28 protein-coding genes are annotated in these 26,922 nt (G+C 40.4%); 9 read left to right on the forward strand and 19 right to left on the reverse strand.

What is annotated here, in order from left to right:
* Positions 1-74: 74 nt before the first annotated feature.
* Positions 75-1,355, forward strand: coding sequence for an MFS transporter (locus AB5I83_RS17985; protein ID WP_448977260.1), 1,281 nt, complete (start codon positions 75-77; stop codon positions 1,353-1,355).
* Positions 1,356-1,656: 301 nt separating this feature from the next.
* Here the strand turns inward: AB5I83_RS17985 and AB5I83_RS17990 are convergent, their stop codons facing one another.
* From AB5I83_RS17990 to AB5I83_RS18045, 12 genes are all read right to left on the reverse strand, one after another.
* Positions 1,657-3,084 (reverse strand): glycoside hydrolase family 1 protein, encoded by a 1,428-nt coding sequence (locus AB5I83_RS17990; RefSeq protein ID WP_448977262.1) that lies wholly within the window; start codon positions 3,082-3,084, stop codon positions 1,657-1,659.
* Between the two features lie 39 nt (positions 3,085-3,123).
* Positions 3,124-5,001, reverse strand: a complete 1,878-nt coding sequence (locus AB5I83_RS17995; RefSeq protein ID WP_448977264.1) for a beta-glucoside-specific PTS transporter subunit IIABC — start codon at positions 4,999-5,001, stop codon at positions 3,124-3,126.
* Positions 5,002-5,143: 142 nt separating this feature from the next.
* On the reverse strand, positions 5,144-5,971 hold the full coding sequence (gene licT / locus AB5I83_RS18000) for a BglG family transcription antiterminator LicT (protein ID WP_448977266.1): 828 nt from the start codon (positions 5,969-5,971) through the stop codon (positions 5,144-5,146).
* Between the two features lie 325 nt (positions 5,972-6,296).
* Positions 6,297-6,755 (reverse strand): PH domain-containing protein, encoded by a 459-nt coding sequence (locus tag AB5I83_RS18005; RefSeq protein ID WP_448977268.1) that lies wholly within the window; start codon positions 6,753-6,755, stop codon positions 6,297-6,299.
* Positions 6,756-6,946: 191 nt separating this feature from the next.
* Entirely contained in the window at positions 6,947-7,504 is a 558-nt protein-coding gene (locus AB5I83_RS18010; protein ID WP_448977270.1) for a thioredoxin family protein, read from the reverse strand.
* A gap of 120 nt (positions 7,505-7,624) precedes the next feature.
* Positions 7,625-8,101, reverse strand: a complete 477-nt coding sequence (locus AB5I83_RS18015; RefSeq protein ID WP_448977272.1) for a GNAT family N-acetyltransferase — start codon at positions 8,099-8,101, stop codon at positions 7,625-7,627.
* A 33-nt stretch (positions 8,102-8,134) separates the two neighbouring features.
* On the reverse strand, positions 8,135-8,506 hold the full coding sequence (locus AB5I83_RS18020; RefSeq protein ID WP_448977274.1) for a hypothetical protein: 372 nt from the start codon (positions 8,504-8,506) through the stop codon (positions 8,135-8,137).
* Between the two features lie 392 nt (positions 8,507-8,898).
* The gene (locus AB5I83_RS18025; protein ID WP_448977276.1) at positions 8,899-9,381 is read right to left on the reverse strand and encodes an NUDIX hydrolase; all 483 of its coding nucleotides are present in this window, start codon (positions 9,379-9,381) and stop codon (positions 8,899-8,901) included.
* An 89-nt stretch (positions 9,382-9,470) separates the two neighbouring features.
* Entirely contained in the window at positions 9,471-9,953 is a 483-nt protein-coding gene (locus AB5I83_RS18030; protein ID WP_448977278.1) for an AraC family transcriptional regulator, read from the reverse strand.
* Positions 9,954-10,016: 63 nt separating this feature from the next.
* Positions 10,017-10,796, reverse strand: coding sequence for a nitroreductase family protein (locus AB5I83_RS18035; protein WP_448977280.1), 780 nt, complete (start codon positions 10,794-10,796; stop codon positions 10,017-10,019).
* Positions 10,797-10,870: 74 nt separating this feature from the next.
* Positions 10,871-11,524, reverse strand: coding sequence for an NAD(P)H-dependent oxidoreductase (locus AB5I83_RS18040; RefSeq protein WP_448977282.1), 654 nt, complete (start codon positions 11,522-11,524; stop codon positions 10,871-10,873).
* Between the two features lie 87 nt (positions 11,525-11,611).
* Complete coding sequence (locus AB5I83_RS18045; protein ID WP_448977284.1) at positions 11,612-12,166, reverse strand: acyl-CoA thioesterase; 555 nt, start codon at positions 12,164-12,166, stop codon at positions 11,612-11,614.
* Between the two features lie 122 nt (positions 12,167-12,288).
* Here AB5I83_RS18045 and AB5I83_RS18050 point away from each other — a divergent pair, with 122 nt between their 5' ends.
* From AB5I83_RS18050 to AB5I83_RS18070, 5 genes are all read left to right on the forward strand, one after another.
* A complete protein-coding gene (locus AB5I83_RS18050; RefSeq protein WP_448977286.1) occupies positions 12,289-12,606 on the forward strand; it encodes a PadR family transcriptional regulator in 318 nt (105 codons plus the stop codon).
* Positions 12,593-13,162: a DUF2812 domain-containing protein gene (locus AB5I83_RS18055; protein WP_448977288.1), complete on the forward strand. Its 570-nt coding sequence runs from the start codon at positions 12,593-12,595 to the stop codon at positions 13,160-13,162. The genes AB5I83_RS18050 and AB5I83_RS18055 overlap by 14 nt, the downstream gene beginning before the upstream one ends.
* A 255-nt stretch (positions 13,163-13,417) precedes the next feature.
* Complete coding sequence (locus tag AB5I83_RS18060) at positions 13,418-13,960, forward strand: hypothetical protein (RefSeq protein WP_448977290.1); 543 nt, start codon at positions 13,418-13,420, stop codon at positions 13,958-13,960.
* A gap of 152 nt (positions 13,961-14,112) precedes the next feature.
* Complete coding sequence (locus AB5I83_RS18065) at positions 14,113-14,790, forward strand: HAD family hydrolase (RefSeq protein WP_448977292.1); 678 nt, start codon at positions 14,113-14,115, stop codon at positions 14,788-14,790.
* Positions 14,791-14,992: 202 nt separating this feature from the next.
* Entirely contained in the window at positions 14,993-15,442 is a 450-nt protein-coding gene (locus tag AB5I83_RS18070; protein ID WP_448977294.1) for a hypothetical protein, read from the forward strand.
* A 238-nt stretch (positions 15,443-15,680) separates the two neighbouring features.
* Here the strand turns inward: AB5I83_RS18070 and AB5I83_RS18075 are convergent, their stop codons facing one another.
* From AB5I83_RS18075 to AB5I83_RS18085, 3 genes are all read right to left on the reverse strand, one after another.
* Positions 15,681-16,952, reverse strand: a complete 1,272-nt coding sequence (locus tag AB5I83_RS18075) for an FtsW/RodA/SpoVE family cell cycle protein (protein ID WP_448977296.1) — start codon at positions 16,950-16,952, stop codon at positions 15,681-15,683.
* The gene (locus AB5I83_RS18080) at positions 16,943-17,287 is read right to left on the reverse strand and encodes a PadR family transcriptional regulator (protein ID WP_448977298.1); all 345 of its coding nucleotides are present in this window, start codon (positions 17,285-17,287) and stop codon (positions 16,943-16,945) included. Before AB5I83_RS18080 ends, AB5I83_RS18075 begins: the two co-directional genes overlap by 10 nt.
* Before the next feature lie 329 nt (positions 17,288-17,616).
* A complete protein-coding gene (locus AB5I83_RS18085) occupies positions 17,617-18,591 on the reverse strand; it encodes an aromatic ring-hydroxylating dioxygenase subunit alpha (RefSeq protein ID WP_448977634.1) in 975 nt (324 codons plus the stop codon).
* A 190-nt stretch (positions 18,592-18,781) separates the two neighbouring features.
* Between AB5I83_RS18085 and AB5I83_RS18090 the strand changes: the two genes are divergently transcribed.
* Positions 18,782-20,134, forward strand: a complete 1,353-nt coding sequence (locus AB5I83_RS18090; RefSeq protein WP_448977300.1) for a uracil-xanthine permease family protein — start codon at positions 18,782-18,784, stop codon at positions 20,132-20,134.
* Between the two features lie 185 nt (positions 20,135-20,319).
* Here AB5I83_RS18090 and AB5I83_RS18095 read toward each other — a convergent pair whose 3' ends face one another.
* A complete protein-coding gene (locus AB5I83_RS18095) occupies positions 20,320-21,042 on the reverse strand; it encodes an MOSC domain-containing protein (RefSeq protein WP_448977302.1) in 723 nt (240 codons plus the stop codon).
* 245 nt (positions 21,043-21,287) lie between these two features.
* Between AB5I83_RS18095 and AB5I83_RS18100 the strand changes: the two genes are divergently transcribed.
* Positions 21,288-22,085 (forward strand): hypothetical protein, encoded by a 798-nt coding sequence (locus tag AB5I83_RS18100; RefSeq protein WP_448977304.1) that lies wholly within the window; start codon positions 21,288-21,290, stop codon positions 22,083-22,085.
* Positions 22,086-22,220: 135 nt separating this feature from the next.
* Here AB5I83_RS18100 and AB5I83_RS18105 read toward each other — a convergent pair whose 3' ends face one another.
* Complete coding sequence (locus tag AB5I83_RS18105) at positions 22,221-23,204, reverse strand: DUF4003 family protein (RefSeq protein ID WP_448977306.1); 984 nt, start codon at positions 23,202-23,204, stop codon at positions 22,221-22,223.
* Between the two features lie 181 nt (positions 23,205-23,385).
* Between AB5I83_RS18105 and AB5I83_RS18110 the strand changes: the two genes are divergently transcribed.
* On the forward strand, positions 23,386-24,282 hold the full coding sequence (locus tag AB5I83_RS18110) for a carbohydrate kinase family protein (protein WP_448977308.1): 897 nt from the start codon (positions 23,386-23,388) through the stop codon (positions 24,280-24,282).
* Positions 24,283-25,342: 1,060 nt separating this feature from the next.
* Here the strand turns inward: AB5I83_RS18110 and AB5I83_RS18115 are convergent.
* Together AB5I83_RS18115 and AB5I83_RS18120 are read right to left on the reverse strand one after the other, a co-directional pair.
* Positions 25,343-25,948, reverse strand: a complete 606-nt coding sequence (locus AB5I83_RS18115; RefSeq protein WP_448977310.1) for an alpha/beta hydrolase — start codon at positions 25,946-25,948, stop codon at positions 25,343-25,345.
* Positions 25,949-25,951: 3 nt separating this feature from the next.
* Positions 25,952-26,893 (reverse strand): ring-cleaving dioxygenase, encoded by a 942-nt coding sequence (locus AB5I83_RS18120; RefSeq protein WP_448977312.1) that lies wholly within the window; start codon positions 26,891-26,893, stop codon positions 25,952-25,954.
* Between the last annotated feature and the right edge of the window lie 29 nt (positions 26,894-26,922).

Consider the following 26,922-nt stretch of genomic DNA (forward strand, 5'->3'; position numbering starts at 1 on the left):
GGACATAGTAAGTTATCATGACTGCTGCTGGATTCCCATATATATAGTGTAAAAGCTAACGGGAGTAGAAATCATTGGACAAACAAAATAGCAGGTTTCGGTGGGTTGTGTTTGTTTCCGTATTGTTCACTTACTTATTAATGTCCAGCCAGCGAACAGCTCCGGGATTGATTACAGAGCAGGTGATGAGGGATTTCCATGTAACCGCAACAACGATTGGGTTACTAACGAGCATGCAATTCTTTGTTTATACGAGTTTGCAAATTCCAATGGGAATTTTGGCTGATCGGTTCGGACCCAATTTTTTTCTCATTATCGGTGCCTTCATTACTGGGTTAGGCACGATCCTTTATAGTCTTGGAACACATGAGTTTGTCCTGTTTTTCGCCAGAATCCTTACGGGAATAGGAGATGCGACGATTTGGGTCAACTTGGTATTGATTTTAAGCCAGTGGTTTAAAGTAAAGGAATTTGTTCGATTGATCGGTTTCGCGGGAATGACAGGAAGTCTTGGCTTCCTGCTGGCGACCGTTCCTTTCTCCGCTTGGATTGACTTACTTGGCTGGAGAGCAGCCTTCTTTTCTGCGGGCATCGCCTTATGTCTATCTGGAGTTCTTCTATATATTGTACTGGTAAAGAAACCAAGACAACTCTTTCCTAATGAATCGGTAACTGTAAAAGATGAAACCCAGCGTCAAAACATTTCGATGTTATTGAAAAGAATCGTTTTGAACCGGCAGGCATGGGCATTATTCTTCTGTCATTTCGGGGTTGTTGGCGGCTATGTTGGCTTTATTAGTTCATGGGCAGTGCCCTATGGAATGAATATGTATGATTTGACTCGATCAGATGCCAGTCAACTTATAATGGTTGGTCTTATAGGAGCACTTATAGGAGCCCCGCTAACCAGTTGGATTTCAAGTCGGCTTGAAACCATTAAGCGTCCTTATGTCACTGTTCATTTCATTATTTTCACAAGCTGGTCCGCCTTCCTTTTCTTCAAAGGGAATCCGCCATTTTTCATGCTCGTTCTGCTTTTCTTTATCATCGGCTTTGGATTCGGAGCAAGCGCGTTAACCTTTGCTGTCGTCCGTCAATCCTTTCCTATAAGGGAATCCGGCCTTGTATCTGGTTTTGCCAATACAGGCGGATTTCTAAGTGCTGTTCTGCTGCCAGTCATTTTCGGGAAAGTATTGGATCATTATCAGTCTGTTTCAGGCAGTATGACTGAAGGCTACTTTTATGGCTTCATCATTCCCGTCATCTTTTCTCTCATTGGCTTGTTTGGAGTGAGTGCGATTAAGGAAATGCGTCAGACTGAATCGGCAGAACCAGAATCCTCCCGTCTAAAATAAGGAGATACATTCTTATCAGCTACAATAGCAGCAAAAATGCCCCCAATAATAAAGGTCATGTAATTAATGTAATATATAGGTGAATCGTTCAATGCTAACTTCTATTAAAATCAGCAGCAAAATGTTAAAAGAATTGGCACATCAACCACCATCGATTGCTCCACGAGACATAGGGACGGTTCTTGCGTCTCAGTGTTGATGGTGAATACGGCATGTACCATTTCCGCCAAAATAAAAAGAAGCGCAAAGCTCAGCTGCTTCACGCTCCTCCCCTTTATTCCAGGAGAAAAAACTGTGTCTCTTACAGATTTTCTCCATTGCTGCTGATCACGTCTTTATACCAGTAGAATGATTTCTTTCGGCTTCTTTCTAGTGTTCCGCTTCCATCGTCGTGTTTGTCGACATAGATGAATCCGTATCTCTTGGAATATTCTCCAGATGAGGCACTGACTAAGTCAATGCAGCCCCAAGATGTATAGCCAATGACATCTACACCATCTTCAACTGCTTCGCCCATTGCCTGAATATGATCACGCAGATAATCAATGCGATAATCGTCGTTGATGCTTCCATTTTCTTCAACTTTATCGTAGGCACCTAGTCCATTTTCAACGACCATCAGTGGTTTTTGATAACGGTCGTATAGCTCATTCAGTGCAATACGGAGGCCCGTTGGATCGATTTCCCAGCCCCAGTCGCTTGCCTTCAGGAATGGATTTTTCACACCGCCGATCAGGTTGCCTTCTCCCACCTCTTCTTGTGTTTTCTCCTTTTTCTCTGTTCTTGACATATAGTAGCTAAAGGAAATGAAGTCTACCGTTCCTTCTTTGATTGTCTCAAGATCACCTTCGTGCATTTCAATCTTAATATCGTTTTCTTTGAAATAACGATTGATGAATGTTGGATATTCTCCACGAACCTGCACATCTCCACAGAAGAAATTAAAGATTCTTCCATCTTCCAAAGCATGCATCACGTTTTCTGGATTGGAATCGTATGAATACGTTGGTGCGTAGATCAGCATATTACCAATCTGTGATCCAGGAATGATTTGATGTCCAAGTTTTACAGCAATCGCACTTGCAACGAATTGATGGTGCAGTCCCTGGAAGCTTTCCTGAAGACGTGATTCCTCACTGGTTGCTGAGAATCCCAGACCGAACAGCGGGAAGTGAGTGGCACCATTGATTTCGTTGAATGTCAGCCAGTATTTCACTTTATCTTTGTAGCGGTTAAACAGAACCGTTACATAACGCTCGAAGAATTCAACCAATTTGCGGTTCTTCCAGCCGCCATATTCTTTAATCAGATGCAATGGCGTTTCATAATGGGCAATGGTCACCAATGGCTCGATTCCGTGTTTATGAAGTTCATCAAATACTCGATCGTAGAAAGCCAAGCCTTCTTCATTTGGTTCAAGCTCATCCCCATTCGGGAAAATACGGCTCCATGCAATGCTCATGCGGAACACTTTGAAGCCCATTTCTGCGAACAAAGCAATATCTTCTTTATAACGGTGGTAGAAGTCAATCGCCTCATGGTTTGGGTAAGTATATTTCTCTGTATCCATTTCAAAATCGAATCCCGGCTGCGCAAGAATCTTTAGACGAGTTTTTCCTCCTGGTAATACATCTGCAAGGTTAAGTCCTTTGCCGCCTTCTAGAGATGCACCTTCTAATTGATTGGCAGCTGTCGCGCCGCCCCATAAAAAGTTTTCTGGAAAAGTCATAGTAATTGCCTCCTAGTTTTTTATATGAAAGAGCAGGTTTTAAACCACGCTCTTTTTTAAAGTTTTCGCCTCAAGTTTTAATAGAACATCCTTATGTGTAACAGTGGCCATATTCGTCTTATCCACTTTTTCAAAAGATGCTGTATTTGTGATAATTACAGGTGTTACTGTATCAAAGCCTTCTTGCTTGATGCCTTCAATGTCCACTTCTAATAATGGCTGGCCAGCGACTACTTTATCTCCCTGCTGAATCAAAGCTTCAAAATGTTTGCCATCCAGTTTTACGGTATCTATTCCAACATGGATCAAAATCTCCGCACCTTCTTCAGATGTGATACCAATTGCATGTTTTGTTCTAAAAAGCGTTGTCACAACACCATTAACAGGTGAAACGATCTTGCCATCAAGCGGTCTAATCGCAATTCCATCACCCATTACTTCTGACGAGAAGGTTGGATCACTCACATCTGAAAGTTTTACAACTTCTCCTTTGATCGGGCTTATTAGAACGGAATCACCTTCTGCTACTGAAAGTTCTGCGCCTGCATCTGTATTCGTCTCTTCCTTGTTTTCTTCAGGAATATCTTCAAAGCCTAACAGGTATGAAATGATGGTTGCCGCAAAGAATGCAACGGCAAGACCGATTAATGCGTGTACAAAAGTTGGTCCAATAAATGATGTCACTCCCGGCAAACCAGCGCTTCCGCCCAGGATATAGGCAGCTACTCCTGTGATTGCATAGTACACACCACCTACCGCTGCCCCTAATAACGCACCAGCAAACGGCCTTTTAAGCCTTACGTTCACTCCATACATCGCAGGCTCTGTAATACCCATAAGTGCAGTGATCGAGACTGTTAATGATAGAGATTTAAACTTTTTGTTTTTTGATTTTAAGAAAACAGCGAATGCAGCACCCGCTTGCCCCATATTTGCCAGGAACATTGCTGGCATTAAATAATCAATCCCTTTTACTGTCAGGTTGTTAATCATAATTGGTACTAAAGCATAATGCATACCCGTCATTATGATCAGTGAGAAAGTTCCAGCCAGTAAAACCATTGCAATGAATCCATAATCACTAAATAAGAAACTTAAACCACTAGATAAATAATCACCTAAAATGACACCAAGAGGTCCGACTGTCATTAATGTTACCGGCACAACAAACAAAATGGTTAAAGTCGGTACAACGATCAGTTTCAAAGAGTTATGAGTAAATTTATCCACAAACTTTTCAACATGTGAAGCAATCCAAATGGCCAGGATGATCGGAATAACAGTTGATGAATAAACGGCTGCTATGACTGGCAGTCCCATGAACTTGACCGGTTCACCTGCACTTAACAAAGCTGTTAGCGTCGGATGCAAAATCGCTGCGGCTATGGTTGCAGCTATATAAGGGTTGCTTCCAAACTTACGAGCTGAACTGACGGCTAACAGAATTGGCAAGAAGTAAAACGCTCCATCGCCAATGGCATTTAAAATGATATAGGTCTGAGATGCTGGATCAAGCCAGCCGAATGTCGACAAGATCGCCAGGATCCCTTTGATCATACCTGCTCCTGCAATGGCCGGAAGAATCGGTGTAAAAACACCAGAGATGACATCAAAGATTGAACTTATTACATTAGTACGTCCTGAATTTCCACCATTGTTACTGTCTTCTTTAAGGTGACTGTTATTAAGGATTTCTTTATACACTTTCGGTACATCATTTCCGATAATGATCTGGAACTGTGAACCGCTTATATTCGTGCCCATGACACCATCCAAACTTTCTAACTCGCTCCGTTTTACCTTGCTGTTATCACGAAGGTTAAACCTGAGTCTGGTCATACAGTGGATCACACTTTGAACATTTTCTTCCCCGCCGACCAGCTCTAAAATTTTTATACCTAGCTCCTGATGGTTCATCACCATGCACCCCCAATTATTTTCAAAGCATTTTTGATAAAAGAAAAAACCTAAACTACGTGAAGTCCGGACATAAATAGCCCGTCATTCCCGTAATTTAGGTTTTGCCTCACAGAGTAACAATCCTAAATGGAAAGAATATTTATCTTTTCACTACACGTTCGATATGGATCGTCAGATAAAGAATCTCTTGTTCTGTCAACTCATATCGGTACTGCTTTTCCACAAACTTCTTAATCTTCATTGAGCACTGATAAGCATCTGGATACTTGTCAATAATGACATTCAAAAGGTCGTCTTTCCCATCTTTATAATGCTCCCCTTTGACCAGTCGATGAGCAAAGAACTTCAGATGAGTGATAAAACGATGATAGTTCAACGAATTCTCATCAAACTCAATTTTAAAACTGTATTTCACAATGGTTAAAATATCTTGAATCACCTTGGTCATATCAACCGTATTGGACATGTCCTCATTCAACTGAGCATTAACTAGGTGCAGCGCGATAAAACCCGCTTCATCTTCTGGCAAAATAACATTGAAAGAGTCACATATTATATTCAAGGCTTCAAGACCTATTTCGAATTCCTTTTTATAGAGGTTCTTCGTTTCCCATAGTAATCCGTTTTTGATTGGAAGATTATTATGATATCGCTCAATCGCAAAATGAATATGGTCAGTAAGCGAAATATAAATACTATCATTCAGCTTTTTACCAAGCTTTTCCTTAGCATATTGAATGATCTCTTCCGACATCTCCATGTATTCCATCGGGATATCAGCAATTAAGGTCTTGAACTTCTTTGTAAGATCCTTGTCTTCAGAAGTGAAGATCTTTTCTACCTTTTCTTGGTCGATTTCTTCTCCAACTCGTTTATTGAAGGCAATCCCTCGCCCCATAACAATTACTTCTTGCTGATCCTTTGTAGAGACAATTACATTGTTGTTCAGTATTTTATTGATCTTCACCTCATCCACCTCCGACAAGAAAAGCGTAAGCGCCTTGGTCAGTCCCGACAAGCGCTGGAGGGCCGACCAGTGAAGTCGTTCTTTGACTTCACCGGGCGGACCGAAGCGACTCGAGGGACTAGGCGCTGGAGCTAGACACTAATCTAAGTGAAAAATGTCTATACTTATTCATTAACAAAAAAGGCAAAACCATCCCCTGTTAAAAGGAATCGGTTTTGCCTGATTTAACAGTAACAACCCGTTCTGTATGCGCTTACCTACATAATACATGGTCATTAAACTGTATGCAACCATTTTTTATTTTTCCTTATTTACCCAGTATGATTCACCTAGTCTCTTCTACACAACCTTCTATTTTTACATTGGGACATCTTTTTACCAATTCAGTCATAAACTCTCTCTTCTCTTTTGGTGAAATCTTTATGCTTCCGAAAAGTGTTGTTTTATTGAAGATTTCGAGTGCATCTCTCGAAGACAATATTCTATAACCTGTAAAGATATCATTAGTAGATGTTACCTCGATTATATTTTCGTAGAGAACTTTACTTCTAAAAGGCCCGCCTTTTATGAGCAAATAATCACCATAGAAAATATACTTAATTGAAAAAGCAGTCCATAGTATAAAACTTATCACAATAAGGAAGGTTGAACTGAGAGTCAGAACGACTGGTAATTGAGTGCCGCCTTCAATGAATAATGGAAAGAATGATGCTAAAGCAATAACGAGCACCACAACCAATATAAAGTTTCTAAAAAAGGAATCTACTTTTGAATGAAAGACCATGAAGAAATAGCACCTCCAAAATAAATCAGATCTTACAAGTGAATACGTTTCAAAAAAATCAAGGTTTCATCTTGTTCCACTAAACTGCACTTTCAGTACAATAAAAAATGTCACCGCTGATTGGTGACATTTCCTCAATTCATGATATTCTCTTTTTAATTGGCATCTATAAATCATCACTGCAGCAAACCCTACTTCAAAATGGTTAATACTGTTTCCTTAAAATGATCATAAACCTCTGCCCATAGAGCTTGGTCCTCTGTATACCTTTTTCTTAAAGAACCAAAGGCTTCTTTTTGTTTCTCTGCAAAGGTAGGATCATCTTTTGGTGGCAATGCCGCACGAACTTCATCTACTATTTGCTGAGCTTTTGGAGCACGTGGTCCCCACTTTCCAAGTAAATGTCCTTGATTATTGAAGAATAATATCATGGGAATAGCACGTCCACCATTTGTTAAGTGACGATCAATCAAATCTGTATCTGCATCTCGTAATGCGACGCGCATTTCAGTATCTGCAGCTTCAGCCAATTTGCGAATGACGGGATTGATCATCATGGCATCTCCACACCAATCTTCGGTAATCGTTAGGAAATGCAGTTCATTTTGTTTTAAATGTTCAGCAAATCCATCTGCCGGGAGTTGAAACTGTTCATAAACAGCAAAACTTTCTTCTTTTAACGTGCCCATTTCATCCATATACGTTTGAATCGATTTTCCCTCTTCAAAATACTGTTGTTCTGTTTTCATTAACTTTTCTCCTCTTTCTATATAAAATCCGTTAGCTAATGTAACAAAGGCATCCAGACCGCAACTTGTGCATTCAATTTATTCCGGATTATCTTCCCTAGTCGAACCATTAGCCCTATTTTATAACATTTTTCTAAATGAATAGCACCATTTATCATAATCTAATTTCTCTTCATAAAATCGGTGAGCTTTGTCTCGCTGAATACCAGATTCTAATGCCACAAATTCAGCTCCATTTTCTTTTGCCCAGTTATGTATATAGCTTAATAATTTCTCTCCATACCCGGATGAGCGGTAGGCAGGATCTGTTACCAGATCATAGATAAAAACGTGACGTTTATTATAGAAGTTCACTCTCCAGCTTAAACCGGCTAAAGATACGATCCGATTATCTTTATATAAAGCATACAAAGAATATCCATCTTTCCTCATTTCTTCTAGTAACTCAAGGTATGTCCTTTGAGTCAAATCCGTACGTAACTGATTCATAATGGGAAAGGCTTCTAACCATTGTTCTTTTTCCGTTAATTCCTGTATTGTTTCTGCTGTAGAGTTCACATTTACACCCCTGAAAAGTTTTATAAAATTTAATTCCATAGATCCTTCCTGCTTCGTACCGGAAGTGGAATATTAATTGGGACTGCTATTTCTTAAAAATTTTATCAATTCTTCTTCACTGTAAGTTTTATAAACCATATCTTTCGTATCGAATACAACGAATGCTGGAGATTTTTTTAATTCTAGAAATTTATATTCTTCATTTGTGTCTTCTAGAGAAGTTTTTCCATTGATCACTTTGACATTATCAATCTTTTTTTCATCCAGCCATTCACGATAATAATCAGCACTCTTCTCATCAACCACTAATAAAGCATACTTATCTTTCTCGGCGGAAACCAAAGGACGGCCGGATGCTGGCTCTACATTTGTTGCATTAGAGCAGCCGATTAAAAATGCTCCAATAATGAACATCAATAGGGATATCTTTTTAATCCTTACCAAATTGTATCTCCCCTCCGCAAAAAACTTTTTTACCTAAATACCATCTTTAAGTTAAATGTATGTGAATGGTTAGTGAAAATAACAATCTTCTTTAGTAAAAGGTTGGTCTGTTAGATCTGTAAGTGAAAAATAGACGGAAAAATTCCGCTTAAATTTGCAAATGACCCTTTTTCCCTTAAAAATAAGGGTCATTTTTCCGGTTATTTAATCTAAATCATTAGATTTTGGCTTTATTATTCAAGTTAACCGGAATTCCTCCGCTTATTTCTGCTTAACAAGCGTCCTTTATTTACAATAGCCGGAATTCCTCGCTTACGAATGTTATAGCTACACGAACATCAACAATGGATGATATTAGCGCTTCCTGAATACACTGCTACTCCCTCATGGAATTACCTTACTACTGCTAATACGGTATGTTCAATAGTACTGCTGTCCTCCAACTTTCGTAACTGGGGAACCACAAATTCAGGTACTATTTTATACTGATCAAGTTCATCAAACTCAATCCATCTGTGAACATATCCATCTTCCATTCCTGTGAACTCGCCTTGATGGTGAACTAATGGATGATCTTCAGGAATGTCCACAAGGTAATGCATCCCTAATTCCTGAATTTTTTTATTCTCAGTCTCTAAAAAATACTCCACTACCCAACAGAGCTTCAGATGGGTTGCTTCTAAGTTGAATTCTTCCATTAATTCTCTCTTTAATGTCTCTTCTGTCGATTCAAAGTGCTCAACTCGTCCTCCTGGCAAAAACCAATTTTCACTATCAACCGGCCTTTGAAATAGGACCCTGCCATTATGTTGGATAATAGCTGCAGATCTTAAATGAAAGCTTCTATCCTTATCTATTGAAAACTTGATCATCATTTTGGTTCCACCCTTATTTTTAACATTGTCACGATCCGGCACCCTCAGTACAATTATAAAATGCCACCGTTGACTGGTGACATTTTGCCCTAAGATTTTCTCTTTTTAACGGGTATGTATAGATCAACTCTGCATTTCCCTTCAGGATCTTCGGAAGGGTTATTCATGTTGTATTCGAGGTTATATCTCTCATAGTCGGCTGCATAATCGCTATTTGGCAGCCATTCGCCAAACATGTATTGATAAGCAGAATGGAGTTTATCAGGTTTTTCGTAAAAATTATACAGGGCGTACTGCCCTCCATCCAACTTCCTGAATGCCATATCTTTATGGTTTTCTTTTTCAAATCCCTCTGGCAATGTTACGCAGGCATCGTGACGGCAATCCTTGCTTTCCACTTGATCCGGATTATCTAATGAAATACCGATAAACGACTGCTGCGGAGGGTATAGACCATTGCCAATCGCCCAATTGATCAGCTTTCCCCAGTGTTCCTGGGGCTCAAAATAACTCCCCGTCCGTCTAATATACGCTATCTCTGTTTCAGGTAAATTCTTAATCATGATATTCATTTTAAGATCCCTCTTTGAAAAAATTTCATCAAACTGCGAGACACAATGGAGTTGCTGCCCCTCCTATTCATTATTCATGAAATTCTGTCTTTCCAGATACTTCAGCACGGTTTGTGAAAATTCCTGATGCGATTGCTTTGTATACTTGGCGATCGTATAAATTTGGGCAAGATTCTTCAATCCCAATTCTTCCGTCATTTCTTTAAGTTTTGGGACGGCCATGTAGCGGTTCCACCCTTTTTCGTTGCGATCTTTATAAATTTCCGTAATATCTTCATCCGAATAATCCTGATACTGATCATAGTGAACAAGTCCATGCATTGGCAGCCGATCACGCGGGGCAGGGTTTTCTGCTGGGTACCCTAATGAATAGCCAACCACAGGGACAACGTTTGGCGGCAAGTTCAGCAGTTCACCAATTTGGTCACAATTCGCAAGCGTAGAGCCCATATAGCAAATGCCCAGTCCCTCGTTTTCCGCTGCTAAAGCGCAGTTTTGTGAAGCCAATGCTGCATCAATGGCCCCGATCATAAAGCTCATATAATTATCAAAGTGTACAGGGGCATCGTTCAGTGTAAGCCATTTCCTCATTCGATTAAAATCTGCACAAAATGTTAAAAGGATCGGCGCATCCACCACCATCGATTGCTCCATATGAGCACTGTATAATTTTTTCTTAAGTTCTTTATCTTTCGTGACAATGATCGAATACGTTTGCATATTTCCGCTTGAAGAGGCACGAATACCCGCCTCTAAAATCCTGTCTAGCAGCTCTTGGCTGACTTCCCTATCTTCATATTCACGAATCGATCGGTGCCCGTGGATTACATCATTCAATTCCAACACAATCACTCCTAAGTGCAGGTCTGAGGAAAAAGCGACGGCTTTCGATTTCTCACTTATTCATCGAGACCTAATTATATATCTACAAATATTTCGTCCTTTAAGCCCGCTAGCCGTTCCTCCCAAGCTTGTATATGTTGCAGTCTCGTCTCCTCATCTGCACCTGCCGGGAATAGGAACGGTTCTAAGACAGTCATCCCACAAAAGTAAAGCTTCTCGTGCTGAATGTTGAACAAACGCTCTTCGACTTTGCCTTTTATTCCATTTTCTCCATACTCCGATAGATCCTCTGCGCCATGGGTCACAGATACAATGGCCGCTTTCCCCTTTAAGTTCCCTTCTTCATAACGTCCTGGACCGTAAGCAAAGCTGTACGAGAACACTCGATCAAACCATCCTTTCAAGATTGCAGGGGCATCTGTCCACCACATCGGATACTGAAAAATGATTAAATCCGCCCAGGTTACTAATCTTTGCTCTTCGACAATGTCAGCTGCAAAGGTATTATTTTTCAGTGCATGATACTGTTCAGAAATATAATTAAAACGCATTGGATTTTTTAGTACAAGGAAATCATCTTGATCTGCAATGGCTTTAAATTTCTTTTTATATAGGTCTGATACCTCTACCTGATGGCCATTCTGTTCCAGGATTCCAACCGTTATGTCTTTCAGGGCCCCATTCAATGATTGTCCGTCCGGATGGGCGAATACAATGAGAATATTCATCTACTAATCCCCTTACCCATTTTCTCTACACCTCTGTTCCGCTGTCTAGAACACTGACACCGTCCTCGGTTTCGATCATGGATTACTTTATTGAATTTCAAGTAAATATTGTCTTAATCGCTCCTTTGTTTCAGAGGAAAGCGGCGCCGATTTTCTAGTGTCTTCATCCATTTGCACAATGACGGTTTCCGCCACAGCAGCAAGCTTGCCATTTTGATAGATTCCTTGAAATAAAGATAAGGAACTGTTGCCGACTCTTGTAATGGCACTGCCAATTTCCACTGTCCCAGGCCATCGTATTTCAGAAAGCAAGTCCAGCTTCAGACTCGCTATGACAAACGACGCGTTTTCAGCATGCAGCGGCTCCTTTGCATAGAGAAGCTCCGTTCTTCCCGTTTCCAGGAAGGTTGAAAACAGTGCGTTATTTACATGTCCCTGACGATCGGTATCTGCATACCTGATCTTGTCATATGCCTTTAATGGGAAATCTTCATATTCCGGTTTCATTTGCTTCACCATCATTCCTCCTGCCTTCATGCTTTTAGAGTCAATTATGATAGATACATTCTTCAACACCTTAGCCAATAATTCCTTCTTCAACAAACCTTTACTATTCCTAAAGCGTTCAGTTTTGAGGCTCATAATTGAATTTTCTCTTTAAGCTCCTTTAACAAATTTCAATAATATTGTTGACTATTCAGTTGAACTGTATTATCCTTCTTATTAAGTTGAACTATATAGTCGAACTGAATAGAGGTGGAGTTATGAAACACAAATTATTACCATTGTCTGAAACCATGCATTATATTTTATTAGCTTTGCGTGAGCCACTCCACGGCTATGCCGTCATGCAAAAGATCGAAAAGATTAGTAACGGTACGGTTGTTTTAGCAGCTGGTACTTTATACGGTGCGATTGAAAACTTGAATAAGCACGGTTGGATTGAACCTGTTGGAGAGTCAGGGCGAAGAAAGGTTTATATGGTCACTGCGGAAGGAAATGCGATTTTGAAAATGGAACAAGACAGATTATTGCATATTTTATCCCTATATGAAGGAAGTGAATGCAATGAAGAAATTTAGGATGTTTGTTGATATTGAAAAAGAGGAGCAATGGCTGAACGAGCAATTGCAAAATGGCTATCGCTGCACAAAAATTAGCGGATTAGGAATATACACTTTCGAAAAGACTGACAAGAGATATGTGATGCGACTGGATTTTCAAGAATATTTATCAAAGGAAAAATTGAATGAATATAAAGGGATATATCAAGACTTTGGTTGGAATTATTTAAAAGGCACATGGCTTGGTGGAATTCAATATTGGCAAAAGGAAGATGACGGACAAACACAAATCTTCTCCGATCGCCAATCGAGGAGTAATTATTATAGAAGATTGATGGGTTATTCATCTAGTTTAGCGATAGTGTTTTTGCTTTTCTCTTATACGATTTACAGAGATTCAGGATTATATTTAACCGAAGGCCTTTGGAGCATGAACGGTTCATTATTTTGGAAAGCATTCTTATTTGAAACTCCATTTGCCCTTTTAAGGTCATTCCCCGCCTTAATGGTTGCTTTTTATACTATCAGTTACTATAAAGCTTATCGAAAGTATTCTATGTTAAAAGAAAAATAATTAATGAAATATCTCAGAGTTAAAAAGACTACTTAATTCCTAGGTTGTAGAAGGAAATGACAATTATTAAAGGTTTAAGTGAAGTTCAAGAGGAACAAAACATATGACTAAACCACTCTCAAAGGGAATGCCTTTTTTGAATCCCTTATTAATCACACGGAGCAGGATAAACGGGGCTGGCTGAAATTGACGGATAAATAAACTTCAAGGAATAGGGAAGTTTATGTTCTAAAAGAATAAAGGTGTGAAAGTTAAATGCTAAAAAGAATTTATTTTTGGTTTTCAATAATCTGTCTAGCATTTTTATCCGTCTATAATAATGTTTCCGCAAATACAAACGATAGACCAATGACTCTTGAAGAAGCTCATGAACAAATGGGATATAAATCAGTTGAAGATGCAGTGGAGGAATTTAAAAAACATTTTAAACAAGATGTAGAACTGCCCTCCATCAAACCTTCTATTCCTTTTAGCCATCAATATGGAAGATTTAATGAAGACAAACAATATGATGTAAATGATACTTTAGAGATAAGTTTTCTGGATGAAAAGTCGCCTGAAAATCATTATAAAATTGAAATTCGTCCAATTATAAATAAAATAACTTTAAATCCCAGACCTAATCATAAATACTATACACTTAAGAACGGACAAAAGGCTTTATACTTTGAGGATACGTCATTTAATTTCCTTTTTTATGACAAAGGAAATTGGCAATATATTTTTGGGATTGACAAAAGAATCTCGAACAAAGTCACCTCTGAGGAATTGGTTCGTATAGCGAATTCTATTAAGTGAAAATAATTCCAGTTAACAGCATTCGGTCTCTTTGAAACTAATAGTCAATTGTTGAAGGAAAAGATCGCTGCGTCGGTCTTTTTTTTACTTGTTATGCTAAAAGGGTCAGGATAGGCGAAGAAGGAAAATTATTACATAGCGTAGAAAAGGTAATGTATACGGATGAGAAAGAGGATGTGTTTGTTATTAAAGCGGTTATTTTTGACTTTGATGGAACACTTGCTGATACATTACCAGTGTGTTTCTTGGCATTTGAGTCTGTGTTTAAAAAATTTGATAATAGGGAGGTTACATCCGAAGAAATTATGGCAATGTTTGGTCCCTCAGAGACTGGCATTATCCGTGAAAACCTTAAGAACAACAATTATGAAGAAGCTATTGAATTATATTATGAGATATACAGAGACCGGCATGAAAATATCGTTCAGAATAATGATGATATAAACACTTTACTTACAATGTTAAAAACAAACGGTTATAAACTAGGGGTAGTGACCGGGAAAGCAAGAAGAAGTCTCGACATATCTTTAGACTGTCTAGGGCTAAACCACTTTTTTGATGTAATCATTACCGGCGATGACGTTGAATTTCCAAAACCTCATCCTGAGGGGATTTACAAAGCGTTGGGATATCTAGACGTGTTACCCAATGAGGCTGTTTTCCTTGGAGATAGCGACGCTGATATTATGGCTGGTAAACAAGCAAATGTACTTACAATTGGAGTACATTGGCTGCCAAATTATCAGACAATCGATTTTAATGTCAAACCAGATGAAGTATATAGCAGTATAAATGAATTAATAGAATCCTTCTCAAAAAAAGTGTACTAAAGGTGCAGGTTAGCAGTTAAAGAAGGAAAAGGCATTACTTTATACAAGCGTGTGAATCTATTTCTCAAGGTGTTAGACATCAGAAATGAATGGTAATACACTTTCATATCGATCAAATTATATATCCAAATATATGTATATTCTCCTATCAAATGGATAAATTAAATTCCTAGGTAATTATACGACATTAGGAGGATTTAATTTGCTATTCGTTTGGGGAATGATCGTTGTTTTAATACTTTTGATAACAATACTGCCAAGACGATTATCACTTAAAGAAGTTATCATTTTGTTTCCAATTATCGGGTACTTTGCCTGGACTGCACATATAGTAGTTGGTATCATGCTAGATTTTGTTGATTTTGGTCCTACAAAGAAGGTGGAATTTACTGATTGGGCACTTGTTACGTTTATTCCGTCCCTGATGGGAATTTTATTCCTCAATTTTAAAATGAACAGGCTTATATTTTATATAGTAGTTTGGACAGTTATTTCTTTTTCCATTGAACTTTTCCTAGATGTAATTGGCTATATGAAGCATACAGAGTGGAGCATTTTATATTCCATCCCCACTTATTTATTGGCTTTTTACTTATTACATAGGTTTTACGAAAGTGTAATAAAAACCTTAAATTGCCCTTCCCCGAATTAGGTGAAGGGCTTTTTTAGTTTTACAACTCATGGAGGGTTAACCGCCTTTATTTTGAATTTCCTTATTGAGCTAAAGCTGCAGGTTCCTGGAATAGGTAATGAAAGACCGCATCGGCAAGAACGGTTTGAGTATAAAGGATCTGGCACTTTTTTATCACTAAAAAAAATCTCAGACTGGCGAATAGTCTGAGATTTTTCGTAATGGCTTCTTGCAGCATTGAATCCATTATGGGTTGCTTCTAATTACTTTGCGGACCGTGAGTCAAGGAAACTGTCTCCTTGGTTTTTCGTCTTCTATATACGCTTAGAATCAGTCCTGCGGATATCATCTCCAGCAATAAATGTGAACCTCCATAACTCATGAATGGTACGGGTACACCAGTCAGTGGAGATAAACCGAGATTCGTTAGTAGGCTTAGTATAAACTGAGCTGAGAAGACCGCTGCAAATCCTGTAATTAGCAATTTTCCATAAGGGGGATTCACACTCTTGGCGGTAATCGATATTCTACAAATAAAAAATATAACCAGAGCTAAAGCCGTGATTGCGGCTAGCCACCCAAACGAATAGATGATGTACGCCAAAATGAAATCCGTATGGACCTCAGAAATGAAACTTGGGGTCACCTGAAGGGTACTTCCTACAAAATAAGCCTCACCTATTTTAAGATCTGTATAGGAGCTTACCATGGAATATCTCTGAGAAAGAGACAGCAGATTCCAGATGGGCCATAAAGAAGCAACAACTGCGAAGGTTATAGTTTGCTTAAGGCTGGACCTCGACGTATGCATGATTACAGCGGATACAATGATGCTAATAATAGTAGCTGCGAAGGCTCCTGTAGTCGCCATTAATAAAATTGGTATTGAAATAATACCTAAACCAAACCAAGACTTTCGATTATCCTTCCAATCCCAGGAATGAAACATTCCAGAAAAGGCAATGACCAAAAGGAATGGAGTGATTTCGGTGAAATTAATAGTGGCAAAGCCTACATTTAAAAATGGCACATCATCGACTCTAACACCAATGAGAACGGTCAATAAAAGTATGAGGATTGTTGCCGCATAAAAGTGCTTGGAGTATTTCATCAATCTTCTGTAATCAAACATAAATAGGCTTAGCATGAGCACGACACCCACCGAGTAGAAGCTCAGACTCTTATTAAAAACTTTCAGTTCTTGAAGCTCTGTAAAAGCCGAATGGAATTGCAAATAATACATAACCAGTAGCCCAAATAGAGAAGCTGTAAGCACTGGCAGCAACATTTTCACATCCATAGGGGCTTTGTGTGTTTTGTTAAGCTGCTTTCCCAAAACTACTGCATCTCCCATACGTGCTAATGCTTGATCTATAGCCTCTTCTTCTGAAAGTCCTGTACTCATTGCCTCCTCTTTGAGCGTATGAAGGTGATCGTTAATTTCCAGTTTTATATGGGCATGTACATCCTTATTTTTTATCAGTTTACACAAGTCTCTAATATACATATCAAACTTATTATCTAATCCCATACGATTTTCTCCCCACTTAAAACTTCGTCAACAGCATTCTTGAAAACGGACCATTCTTCTTTTTTTTCTTGAATAAATTGTTTGCCCTGGTTATTAATCTTGTAATATTTCCTCTTTCTCTTTCCGGCCCCTTCGCCCCAGTATGATACAATTAATTCTTTTTCCTCAAGGCTGTGAAGAATGGGATAGATCGTGCCTTCCTTAAAACTAAAAATTCCATTAGACTTCGATTCCAGTTCTTTGATAATTTCATAGCCGTACATTGGTTTAGAATTAAGCAAACTCAAAATAAGAGTAGTGGTACTACCCTTTAGCAATTCTTTGCTTATCTTCATAAACAGTCCACCTCCCAAATGCATAGTAAATCTATGCATAGTTATTATATGTATAATTTATGATATAAATTAATTCCTGTCAATATGTCTATAAAGAAAAACGGCATGTTTTATATAACAAGGATTCATTAAGAGCACATTCATTTCATAGTTGCTTTTAATAGGTGTACCTAAATGTCCATTAAACAGGACGGTCTCATTAAGAACCGTCCCCATTCTTGTGGCAGATTATCTTATTTGCTCATACTGGAAGCAAAAAACCGTTCCCAAGCTCAGGGAACGGTTCTTCTGCTATATCACTAGCCTGCGAATATTTCTCCAGTACCCTCTTACGCCGTACCCAAGCTTACTCCAAGCTCTTTTAGATACTGTCTGTATGCAATGCTCATCCGGTCACATACCAGTGAAAGCTCGACTTGCAGATCAAGCGGCAGCTCTTCCGGTTTTTGGTTTTCAACTACCGGTTTATCCTGTGCGAAAATCTCATTTTGGAATTCGATGATTTCGGCATCTGAAAGGCCTGTCTCATAGCTAAAGGAGAGAATTCCATAGGCTACTGATGTGGTTTCACTTTCAGGACGCACTGTTAAAAGAATGGTCATTTCCGTGTTATTTTCACGATCTCTCTTTGTGAATTTAACCGTCAAAGGACGGACAATTTCATAGGTGTAATAGACATATTTCGGTTTTCCTGACCCATCAGGATCTGGCTGATAGATTGGGATTTCGTCTGAAAAAATTCTGTTATCGGTCCGATTCACTGCATAGTCTTCTATGATTCGATGGCTATCGGTTCCTAAGAAGCCCTCATGGACCACCGCCAGATGACCTACATCCAGGAAGTTCTCAATGATGCGCGGCGGCTTTGCCTCAACGGATTGCGGTCCCCAGATGACATTATGCCAGCTGTCCCCTTCCATTTCTTCATACCTGAAAAACTCTGGCAGATTATTGGCCAGATTCACCCAAATAAATCCGTACTTCTCGATGCATGAATAGGAAATGGCTTTGGCCTTCTTAGGAATCGCACGCCCTTCAGGTAGCTGCGGTATGTTCACACAATCTCCGTCCTGGTTATATTCCCAGGCATGGTAAGGGCATACAAGACAATCATTTTTCACTTCTCCTAAAGACAAAGCTGCTCCTCTATGTATGCATAAATCCTTGAATGCATGTACACCTTCACTATTCCTGAATATCGCTAACCGTTCCCCCATAATGATGACCTGGACAGGCTTTTCCTTTAAGTCTTCAGCTCTGCAGGCAACAATCCAGTCTTCGCGCAATACATGATCTTGCTGCATTTCCTTCTCCTCCGTATCCATTTTTATGACTTCATTGTAATGGGTATTCATTCACCGGTCAACCAAAATACGAACATTAAAATATATTAAAATAAAATTATTCGTTTTTTATATACAAATTTTATTCTCTTTTGTATAATCCAGTTGAAAAGGTAACAAAACACGAATTAATTTAAGGAGGAAGACTCGATTGGACAGGAAACAGGATCATAACATTATCATTGGTGTCGATGATAAAATCAGCTACAGCAAAGCATTTGTATTAGGCTTACAGCATGTACTGGCAATGGATTTATACATAGCACCAATCATTATTGCAGGGCTTTTAGCATTGAGCACCGAAAACACCTCTTTTTTCATTCAGATGTGCTTCTTAGCCACTGGGATTGCTACACTGATCCAAACTGGCGCGGGGATTAAATTACCTGTTGTACAAGGACCGTCTTATGTTCCAATCGGAGCCATCGCGGCCATTGGAGGAAAGCTGGGCCTCGGCGCCATAGCCGGAAGTCTGATACCAGGCGCGATTATCATTGCTCTTCTAGGCTACCCATTAAAGTGGTTCGCAAAAGCAGTCCGGAAGATCATCCCTCCACTTGTAGGCGGAACGGTGATCATCATTGTCGGGATTGCCTTAATGCCAATCGGCCTTAATAATATTTATCATTCTCCTGGTAACATAGGCGATAACATTCTTGTGGCTGCAATCTCTGCAGGAGTCCTCGTCATTTGCATGCTGCTTGGCCGCAAAAGACATGGGCTCGGAACATTTTTCCGTCTCGTTTCCGTCATTATTGCGATTATTGCCGGAACAGTTGCAGCGAGCTTCTTTGGCGGAGTTGACTTCTCGCCGGTTAAAAGTGCAAGCTGGTTCTCCTTTCCAACATTATTTCCATTCGGAAAACCTATTTTTGATGTAAGTGCCATCATTACCATTGTGTTTGTTTATTTAATTATCTTGATTGAAACAACAGGTACATGGTTCGTCGTTTCTACGGTTACAGGAAAAGAGCTTGACGAAAAGCGTCTTAACCGCGCTTCTGTCGGTGAAGGACTTGGATGCTTTGTCGGCGCCCTGTTCGGAAGCACTCCTATGACAGGCTACTCCTCAAACGCTGGATTGCTTGCAATCACCGGTGTTGCCAGCAGATTGGCCATTATGGCGAGCGGTGTAATCCTTGTATGTTTGGGACTTATACCTAAGCTTTCAACTGCAATCACATGCATACCTGAGCCTGTTATCAACGGAATTTTTGGCATCGTTTGTGTGGCAATCGTGACAAACGGCATGAAAGTGATCCAGCCGCTCCATATTGACGACCGCAACATGATGGTCATCGGCCTTCCAATCCTGTTAACCATTGCCGCTACCCTTTTGCCAAAAGAAGTCCTTTACAGCATGCCTGACTGGGCGAACTATATCTTATCTTCCGGAATTACTGTTGGTGCACTGGCAGCCGTGCTGCTGAACTTGGTCATACCAGCAGAGAAACCAGCCACACAAGCATTAGAAACGAACAAAGAAGAAGTATATAACGTCTAATACTTTTAGGATAAAAAAAGAAGCAAAGGTCGCTGAAACAGCATCCTTTGCTTCTTTTATTCACTCATCCATTCTTCACTATTCCTGCTTTCAAGATTGCTCGTCATGCATTTCATATTTATCACTGGAAACGGCTGCTTAAAAATTCTTTTCTTAAACAATCCATGCTAACCCCTGCTATTCAACTATTCAAGATGGACTTCATCTCCAACATTGATTTCACCTGTAGTTATGACAGCAGCATACACGCCGAAATGATTATTTCTTTCTTTCGCAACCGCTTTAAGCAATGATGGATCCCGTTTTGCATTTTCGGGATCAACGGTAATGATCATGCATCTTTCACAATGCCTTTTCACTTCCAGTGCCACTTCATTGCCAATTGTCAGTCGTCTCCCAAACCATTCTTCTTCGATAAAAGGTTTGTGATCTTTTAATGAAATGAATAAATTGGGGCGAAAACGCCTATAATCAACCTCTTTGCCCCAAATTTGTTCCAAACCCTGTAGTGAAGCGTCCGTAACCAGTTGAATATGCTCTTCTTCAATTGCACCTAGAGGGACGTATGAAGGTCGGTATGAAGCAAAAGCGATTTCCCGTCCGGATTTTGCTTGTATTTCTTTTTCCAATTCCTTATCGCGCCATTCAAGCACTTTCCCCTCAGGTGTCACGATTTCGACTTTAGGGTACTCTTCCATCTCTTCTTGTCCTATAAACCTTGCCTTGTATCGAGCCATCTCAGGGAACTGCGTAATCGTTAAAAATTTCCCTGGTCTTGTTTGGTCATGGATCGTATGACTGCGGTCTCCATACAATCCATAATCCATAACCTTTGTCTTCTCGACGCTTTCTCCATAAAAGGATTTAACAGGATGCCGAACTATTTCTCTGATATGACCAATTAGCACTGCATTGCCTCCTAGTTTTATCCCTATTTTATCCCCTCTGCTGATAAAATCACAACTCCTGACAGCCTCACCAAGATAAAAGGGCTAAGTCCCCATTCTTCTTTTTTCAAAAAGAAAGGATATCATGCCTTACTTAGCGAACAGTTATTAACCGAGAGAAGGATAAATATCAAAAATCGATGATGTGAATTTGGGTGCAAAACTTCGGTTTGTCCCGCTCACAGACCAACAAGAAGGAATGAATATTGATGAAATTATTAATGAGGCTCCATATTGTTTATCATATCAGTCTATTACTCTTCATCCTGTTAATCCCCAGCCACTCGACTGATGCCAATATCGGGAAAGTGATTTTATTTCTGGCGACGATTGCAGGACTGATATTCCTCGCTACTTTTTACGTGGTGATCTCGTTCAACAAGACCATACTGGCTGCCAAAAAGTATTCCTATGGAAATGTTGCGTTGATGGTGGCAGAGGTCATTTTCTTCCTGGCACTCGGCCATACCTTATATGATCATGGGCTTTCGATACGGATTTTTGTCTTCATCTTCAGCGGTTTATTCATTTTATCTCAGCTATTAAACTTCAAAATTATGAACATTGCAGCAAAAACCTCATTTAAATTAATGGAAGAAGTTAAATTGTTTATGCAGGTTGGAAAGGCCATAGAGGAAACACCGTTAAGCGGGGCCATTTCGAAGCTGGATTATCTGTTTTATGCCTTCTGTATTGCAGTGTTTATTGCAGAGGATATTTATATTTTTGCCGGAGCGGTCATTGTTATTCTGCTTTTATCGATGAAGTCCCTTAAGATCATCAAACAGGAATTTACCAGCCATGAACTGATTTCAGCAAACGAAATGCGTTTCGCCATCCTCGCCTATCACGGTTGCTATGTCGCGGCGATCCTCTGGGCGGTGATGATGCCGAATCTTTCTGTTCTATTAATTGGCAGTCTATCAATCTTACCGTTAAAAATATACGTCCGACGAATTGCCGAAAAAGTATATGAAGAGAAGAACATGAGTGTTAATAGCTAGTTTTTTCGCAAGAATGGTTGCGGGACACCGGTGTGAAAAGCAATTGCTGGATTGAGATGAACTCAAAATAGGAATGGACCATCCCTTCGCGACAAAAAAGAAGCACAGGAATGCGTCCCCGCACTTCCTATGCCTTTACTCGCCTCCATTTGAAGAAGCTGCGACTGCTGCACCTGAAATGGCTGCGATTGATGCTGCTTGCTGAGCCTGGATCAATGTTTCGATTGTCGTAGAAAGATTGGTCTGAAGCAGGGAGGATTGATCGATTTTATCACTGATGACGAAATTGACGGCCATCATGAAATTAATGTCTTTTTTCCATTTAAAGAGCTTTTCTGCATTCAATTGCTCCCATACCTCTCTTATTTCTAAAAGATTGTCGTACTCATTTTCCAAGAAGGTAAGCAGTGCAACCTGCGGATAGAACTTGGTTTTCACCTTGATTCCTTCCTTCCCCATCCTGTCATAGATTTCAGCGGATCGAGCAACCATGTCATCAGCATGGTTGTTTTCATTTAGAGATAATATATGGCTCATGCTTTGCAGCTCATTTCCTTTCCGGAAACCGTTTTGCGAAAGCTTGCTATACAGATCTTCAATATGAAAAATCATCTCATCTGTCTGACGGTCATTTAGAACCAGCATGACTGCTAGCGGATAATCGCTGTGGCCAGTCAAGAACAAATGCTCCTCCCTCATCTTCTTGTACACTACTCTTGCCCGTTCAGAAAGGGGCTTAAGGTTTTCTGTATTTGCTGTGACCAGCAGCATGGCGGAAATGTAAGTGAAAGTATTTTTGCTGAATCCCGCTGAGACCAATGCCTGGTATGCAGCGATAAAGGCCGGAAATTTTTCTTTCGGATGATCAAACTTTGTGTCGAGCATGGCGGCAAAGGTAAAACGAGACTCAGAACGCAAAGGCGAAAATAGCCCAGACTCGCTTTTTATATAATCTGCAAGCTCCGTAAATCGATCAATATCGAAGGACCGGTTGTTGGATATATATAAAGAAGCGACCATCATCAAAACCGACTGATCCGTCACCTTCCAACGGTATCTTTCCCTTAGCTGGGAATAAATTTGGATATAGCTCTCCACACTCCTGTTTGCATTTTCCATAAAAACCTCCATTGATACGTCATTACCTTTCATACGATTTAAAAAGGAAAAAGTTTTGAATTTTTTAGACAGGTGGGACGGTTCTCCTGTCCACCTGTCTAACCCGCTTCCCAAGCAGCTTCACTAACTGTTAAACTATAAATAAATTTTGAGATTTTTTATGGACGGAAGGTGCACCATATTGAAAAAGCATGGGATAACATCACTGGGCGAAGTAATCGTTGATTTGATTGCCACGGATACCTCCAACACAATGTTTCATCGTTTATTAGGTGGAGCCACTGTTAATGTGGCAGTCGGGGTTAGCAGACATGGCATTCCATCGTATTATTTATGCAAATTGGGAAGGGATGAAACCAGTAAATTTGTTGAGGGGAAATTAACGGAGGAAAAGGTTGATCTTTCTTTTTGTTCTTATAGTTTCAACAAAAAAATCTGTTCGGTGTATATCCACTTAGATGAGCTGGGAGAACGCTATTTCCATTCCTATGTAAACGAAGCGCCTGATGAGTGGATCACAGCGGAGGAACTTGATCGTGTACCTTTTCAAACAAGTAAGTTGTTTTACTTTGGGTCTGGTACTCTTTTTCACCCCATTTCAAGAAAGACAACGGAACAGGCTATCCACTATGCCAGAGAAGAGAATATGAAAATAGCATTCGATACCAATATCCGGCTGAAGCGTTGGGAAAGTGAGAAACAATGCAGAGAAAGTATTCTTGCCTTTGTTCAGAAGGCAGATATCGTAAAAATGACGGAAGATGAATTGCTATTTTTAACAGAAACCTCCACTCTTGAAGCTGGGTTAGAACACATTGCCAAATGGGAGATCCCTTTCCTATTTGTCACGAAAGGAAAAGATGGAGCATACGCCATTCATAAAGATAGAACCGTGCATGTCCCTGGAATTCCGGTTGAGGCGATTGACACAACTGGTGCCGGTGACGCGTTCATGGCTGCCCTACTATCCCGCTTCCACGATAATGGCAACCCAAACAACGAAGCTGAATTAAGGGAGTATACTGAGTTTGCCAATAAGGCTGGCGCGCTATCTGCCACTAAATTGGGGTCATTATAAAAAGCGAGACATGGGGACGGTTCTCGCGCCGCATCCAGGAACTGAAATAGTTAAGAGAAGTGACATTATTATTTGTTCAAATCCATGAACCTGTTTAACAGCACTAAACGATTATTACCCGCACTTTTTTGACAGCTTTGACTCCTAGAACCTGAAAGCTGTCACAATAACCACCTTTTCTTGACAGCTTCGAGCCCCGCTACCTGAAAGCTGTCACAATAATCATCTTTTCTTGACAGCTTTGACTCCTAGAACCTGAAAGCTGTCACAATAACCACCTTTTCTTGACAGCTTCGAGCTCTGCTACCTGAAAGCTGTCACAATAACCACCTTTTCTTGACAGCTTCGAGCCCCGCTACCTGAAAGCTGTCACAATAACCACCTTTTCTTGACAGCTTCGAGCCCCGCTACCTGAAAGCTGTCACAATAACCACCTTTTCTTGACAGCTTTGAGCCCCGCTACCTGAAAGCTGTCACAATAACCACCTTTTCTTGACAGCTTTAAGCCCCGCTACCTGAAAGCTGTCACAATAACCACCTTTTCTTGACAGCTTCGAGCCCCGCTACCTGAAAGCTGTCACAATAACCACCTTTTCTTGACAGCTTCGAGCCCTGCTACCTGAAAGCTGTCACAATAACCATCTTTTCTTGACAGCTTTGAGCCCCGCTACCTGAAAGCTGTCACAATAACCACCTTTTCTTGACAGCTTTGAACCCCGCTACCTGAAAGCTGTCACAATAACCACTTTTTCTTGACAGCTTCGAGCCCTGCTACCTGAAAGCTGTCACAATAACTACGTTTTCTTGACAGCTTTGAACCCTGCTACCTGAAAGCTGTCACAATAACTACGTTTTCTTGACAGCTTTGAACCCCGCTACCTGAAAGCTGTCACAATAACCACTTTTTCTTGACAGCTTCGAGCCCCGCTACCTGAAAGCTGTCACAATAACCACCTTTTCTTGACAGCTTCGAGCATCTTCCTATTATCGTACTTATAATGCCTCTATTCATAACAAAGGGACGGTCCCCATTAAGAAACCGTCCCCACCTTGCTTAATTTCAAAATCTCTCATGATACCACTTTGCCGCTGCTTCGACTTCCTCTCGGGTCAGCTGATGCCCTCTATTCTCCCAATGAAGTTCAACATCCGCACTTGCTTTTTCCAGTAAAGAATTTAGCTCTTCGGATTCCTGTGGCGAACAGATTGGATCGTTTGTTCCAGCAGCTATGAATACCGATGTTCCTGTCAGTTCTGGCAGGTCAATGCCTCTTCTCGGAACCATTGGGTGATGGAGAATGGCTCCCTTCAAGGCATTTTGATAGTGGAAAAGCAGGCTTGCTGCGATATTCGCTCCATTTGAATAGCCGACAGCAATCACATTATCGCGGTCAAAGCCGTACTTTTCTGCTGCTTCATCCAGGAACTCATTCAATTCCTTTGTTCGAAAAATCAAATCCTGCTCATCAAAAACACCTTCTGCCAATCTTCGGAAGAATCTAGGCATTCCGTTTTCCGATACGTTTCCGCGGACACTTAATACAGATGCTTCATCATCGATCATTCCCGCAAGAGGCAGCAGGTCTAATTCATTTCCTCCTGTGCCGTGAAGCAATAACAATGTTGGTTTTGTCGGGACCTTTCCCTTATTGAATATATGTTTCATTTTTTAATCCCCCTCCAAAATACGAGCTCCCACCTTTGGCAGCATGCCCTCTAATTCTTCTCGCTCTGGCTCCAGCCATGGTGGCAGCATCAATTTTCCACCTAGTGCATCCATTGATTCATCCACCGTAAAACCTGGTAGATCAGTCGCTATTTCAAACAGAATCCCTCCGCCTTCATGAAAGTACAAAGCTTTGAAGTAGTTACGGTCCAGGATCTCAGTTGGATAAAAGCCTTTCTCCACGAGAAGCTCTCTCCACCTTTTATGCTGCTCTTCATCCTTCGCTCTCCAGGCAAGATGGTGCACCGTGCCTGCTCCCATCAATCCACGGACGGATGGAGTGAGCTTGATATCAATGGTGTTGCCAATCTCAGCTGATGATTTGAATCGTAGAAAGCTTTCTTCCTGGCCAATGTTCTCTAGTCCGAGGACCTCCTCCAGGACTTCTGCCGTTCTATGAGGCTGTGCCGAGATCAATGTAGCCCCGCCAAACCCTTTGATAGCAACATCAGATGTAACTCCTCCGAAGCTCCAGGTATTGATCGGCCCCTCTTTTCGTTCGACCAGTTCCAGTTCAAGTCCGTCCGGGTCCTGGAATTGCAAATTGCTTTCTCCATACCTGACATTCTGAATGAATCTGACTCCAAACTTTGTCAATCGCTCTTTCCAAAAAGGAAGAGAACCAATTGGAATAACATAGCTGGTCACCCCAACCTGTCCCGTGCCGATTCGGCCTTTCATCTGGTTCGCCCATGGAAAAAAGGTGATGACAGTTCCAGGATCCCCGGATTCATTGGCAAAATAAAGATGGTACACTTCAGGGCGGTCATAGTTGATTGTTTTCTTCACAAGTCTTAACCCAAGTACGCCTGCATAAAAATCAATACTCCTTTGCGCATCGTTTACCATTGCCGTAATATGATGGATTCCTGAAGTTTTTTGCATATCACCCTTCACCTCTTCTCAAGGATTCT

The sequence above is a fragment of the Mesobacillus sp. LC4 genome, from assembly GCF_053543455.1.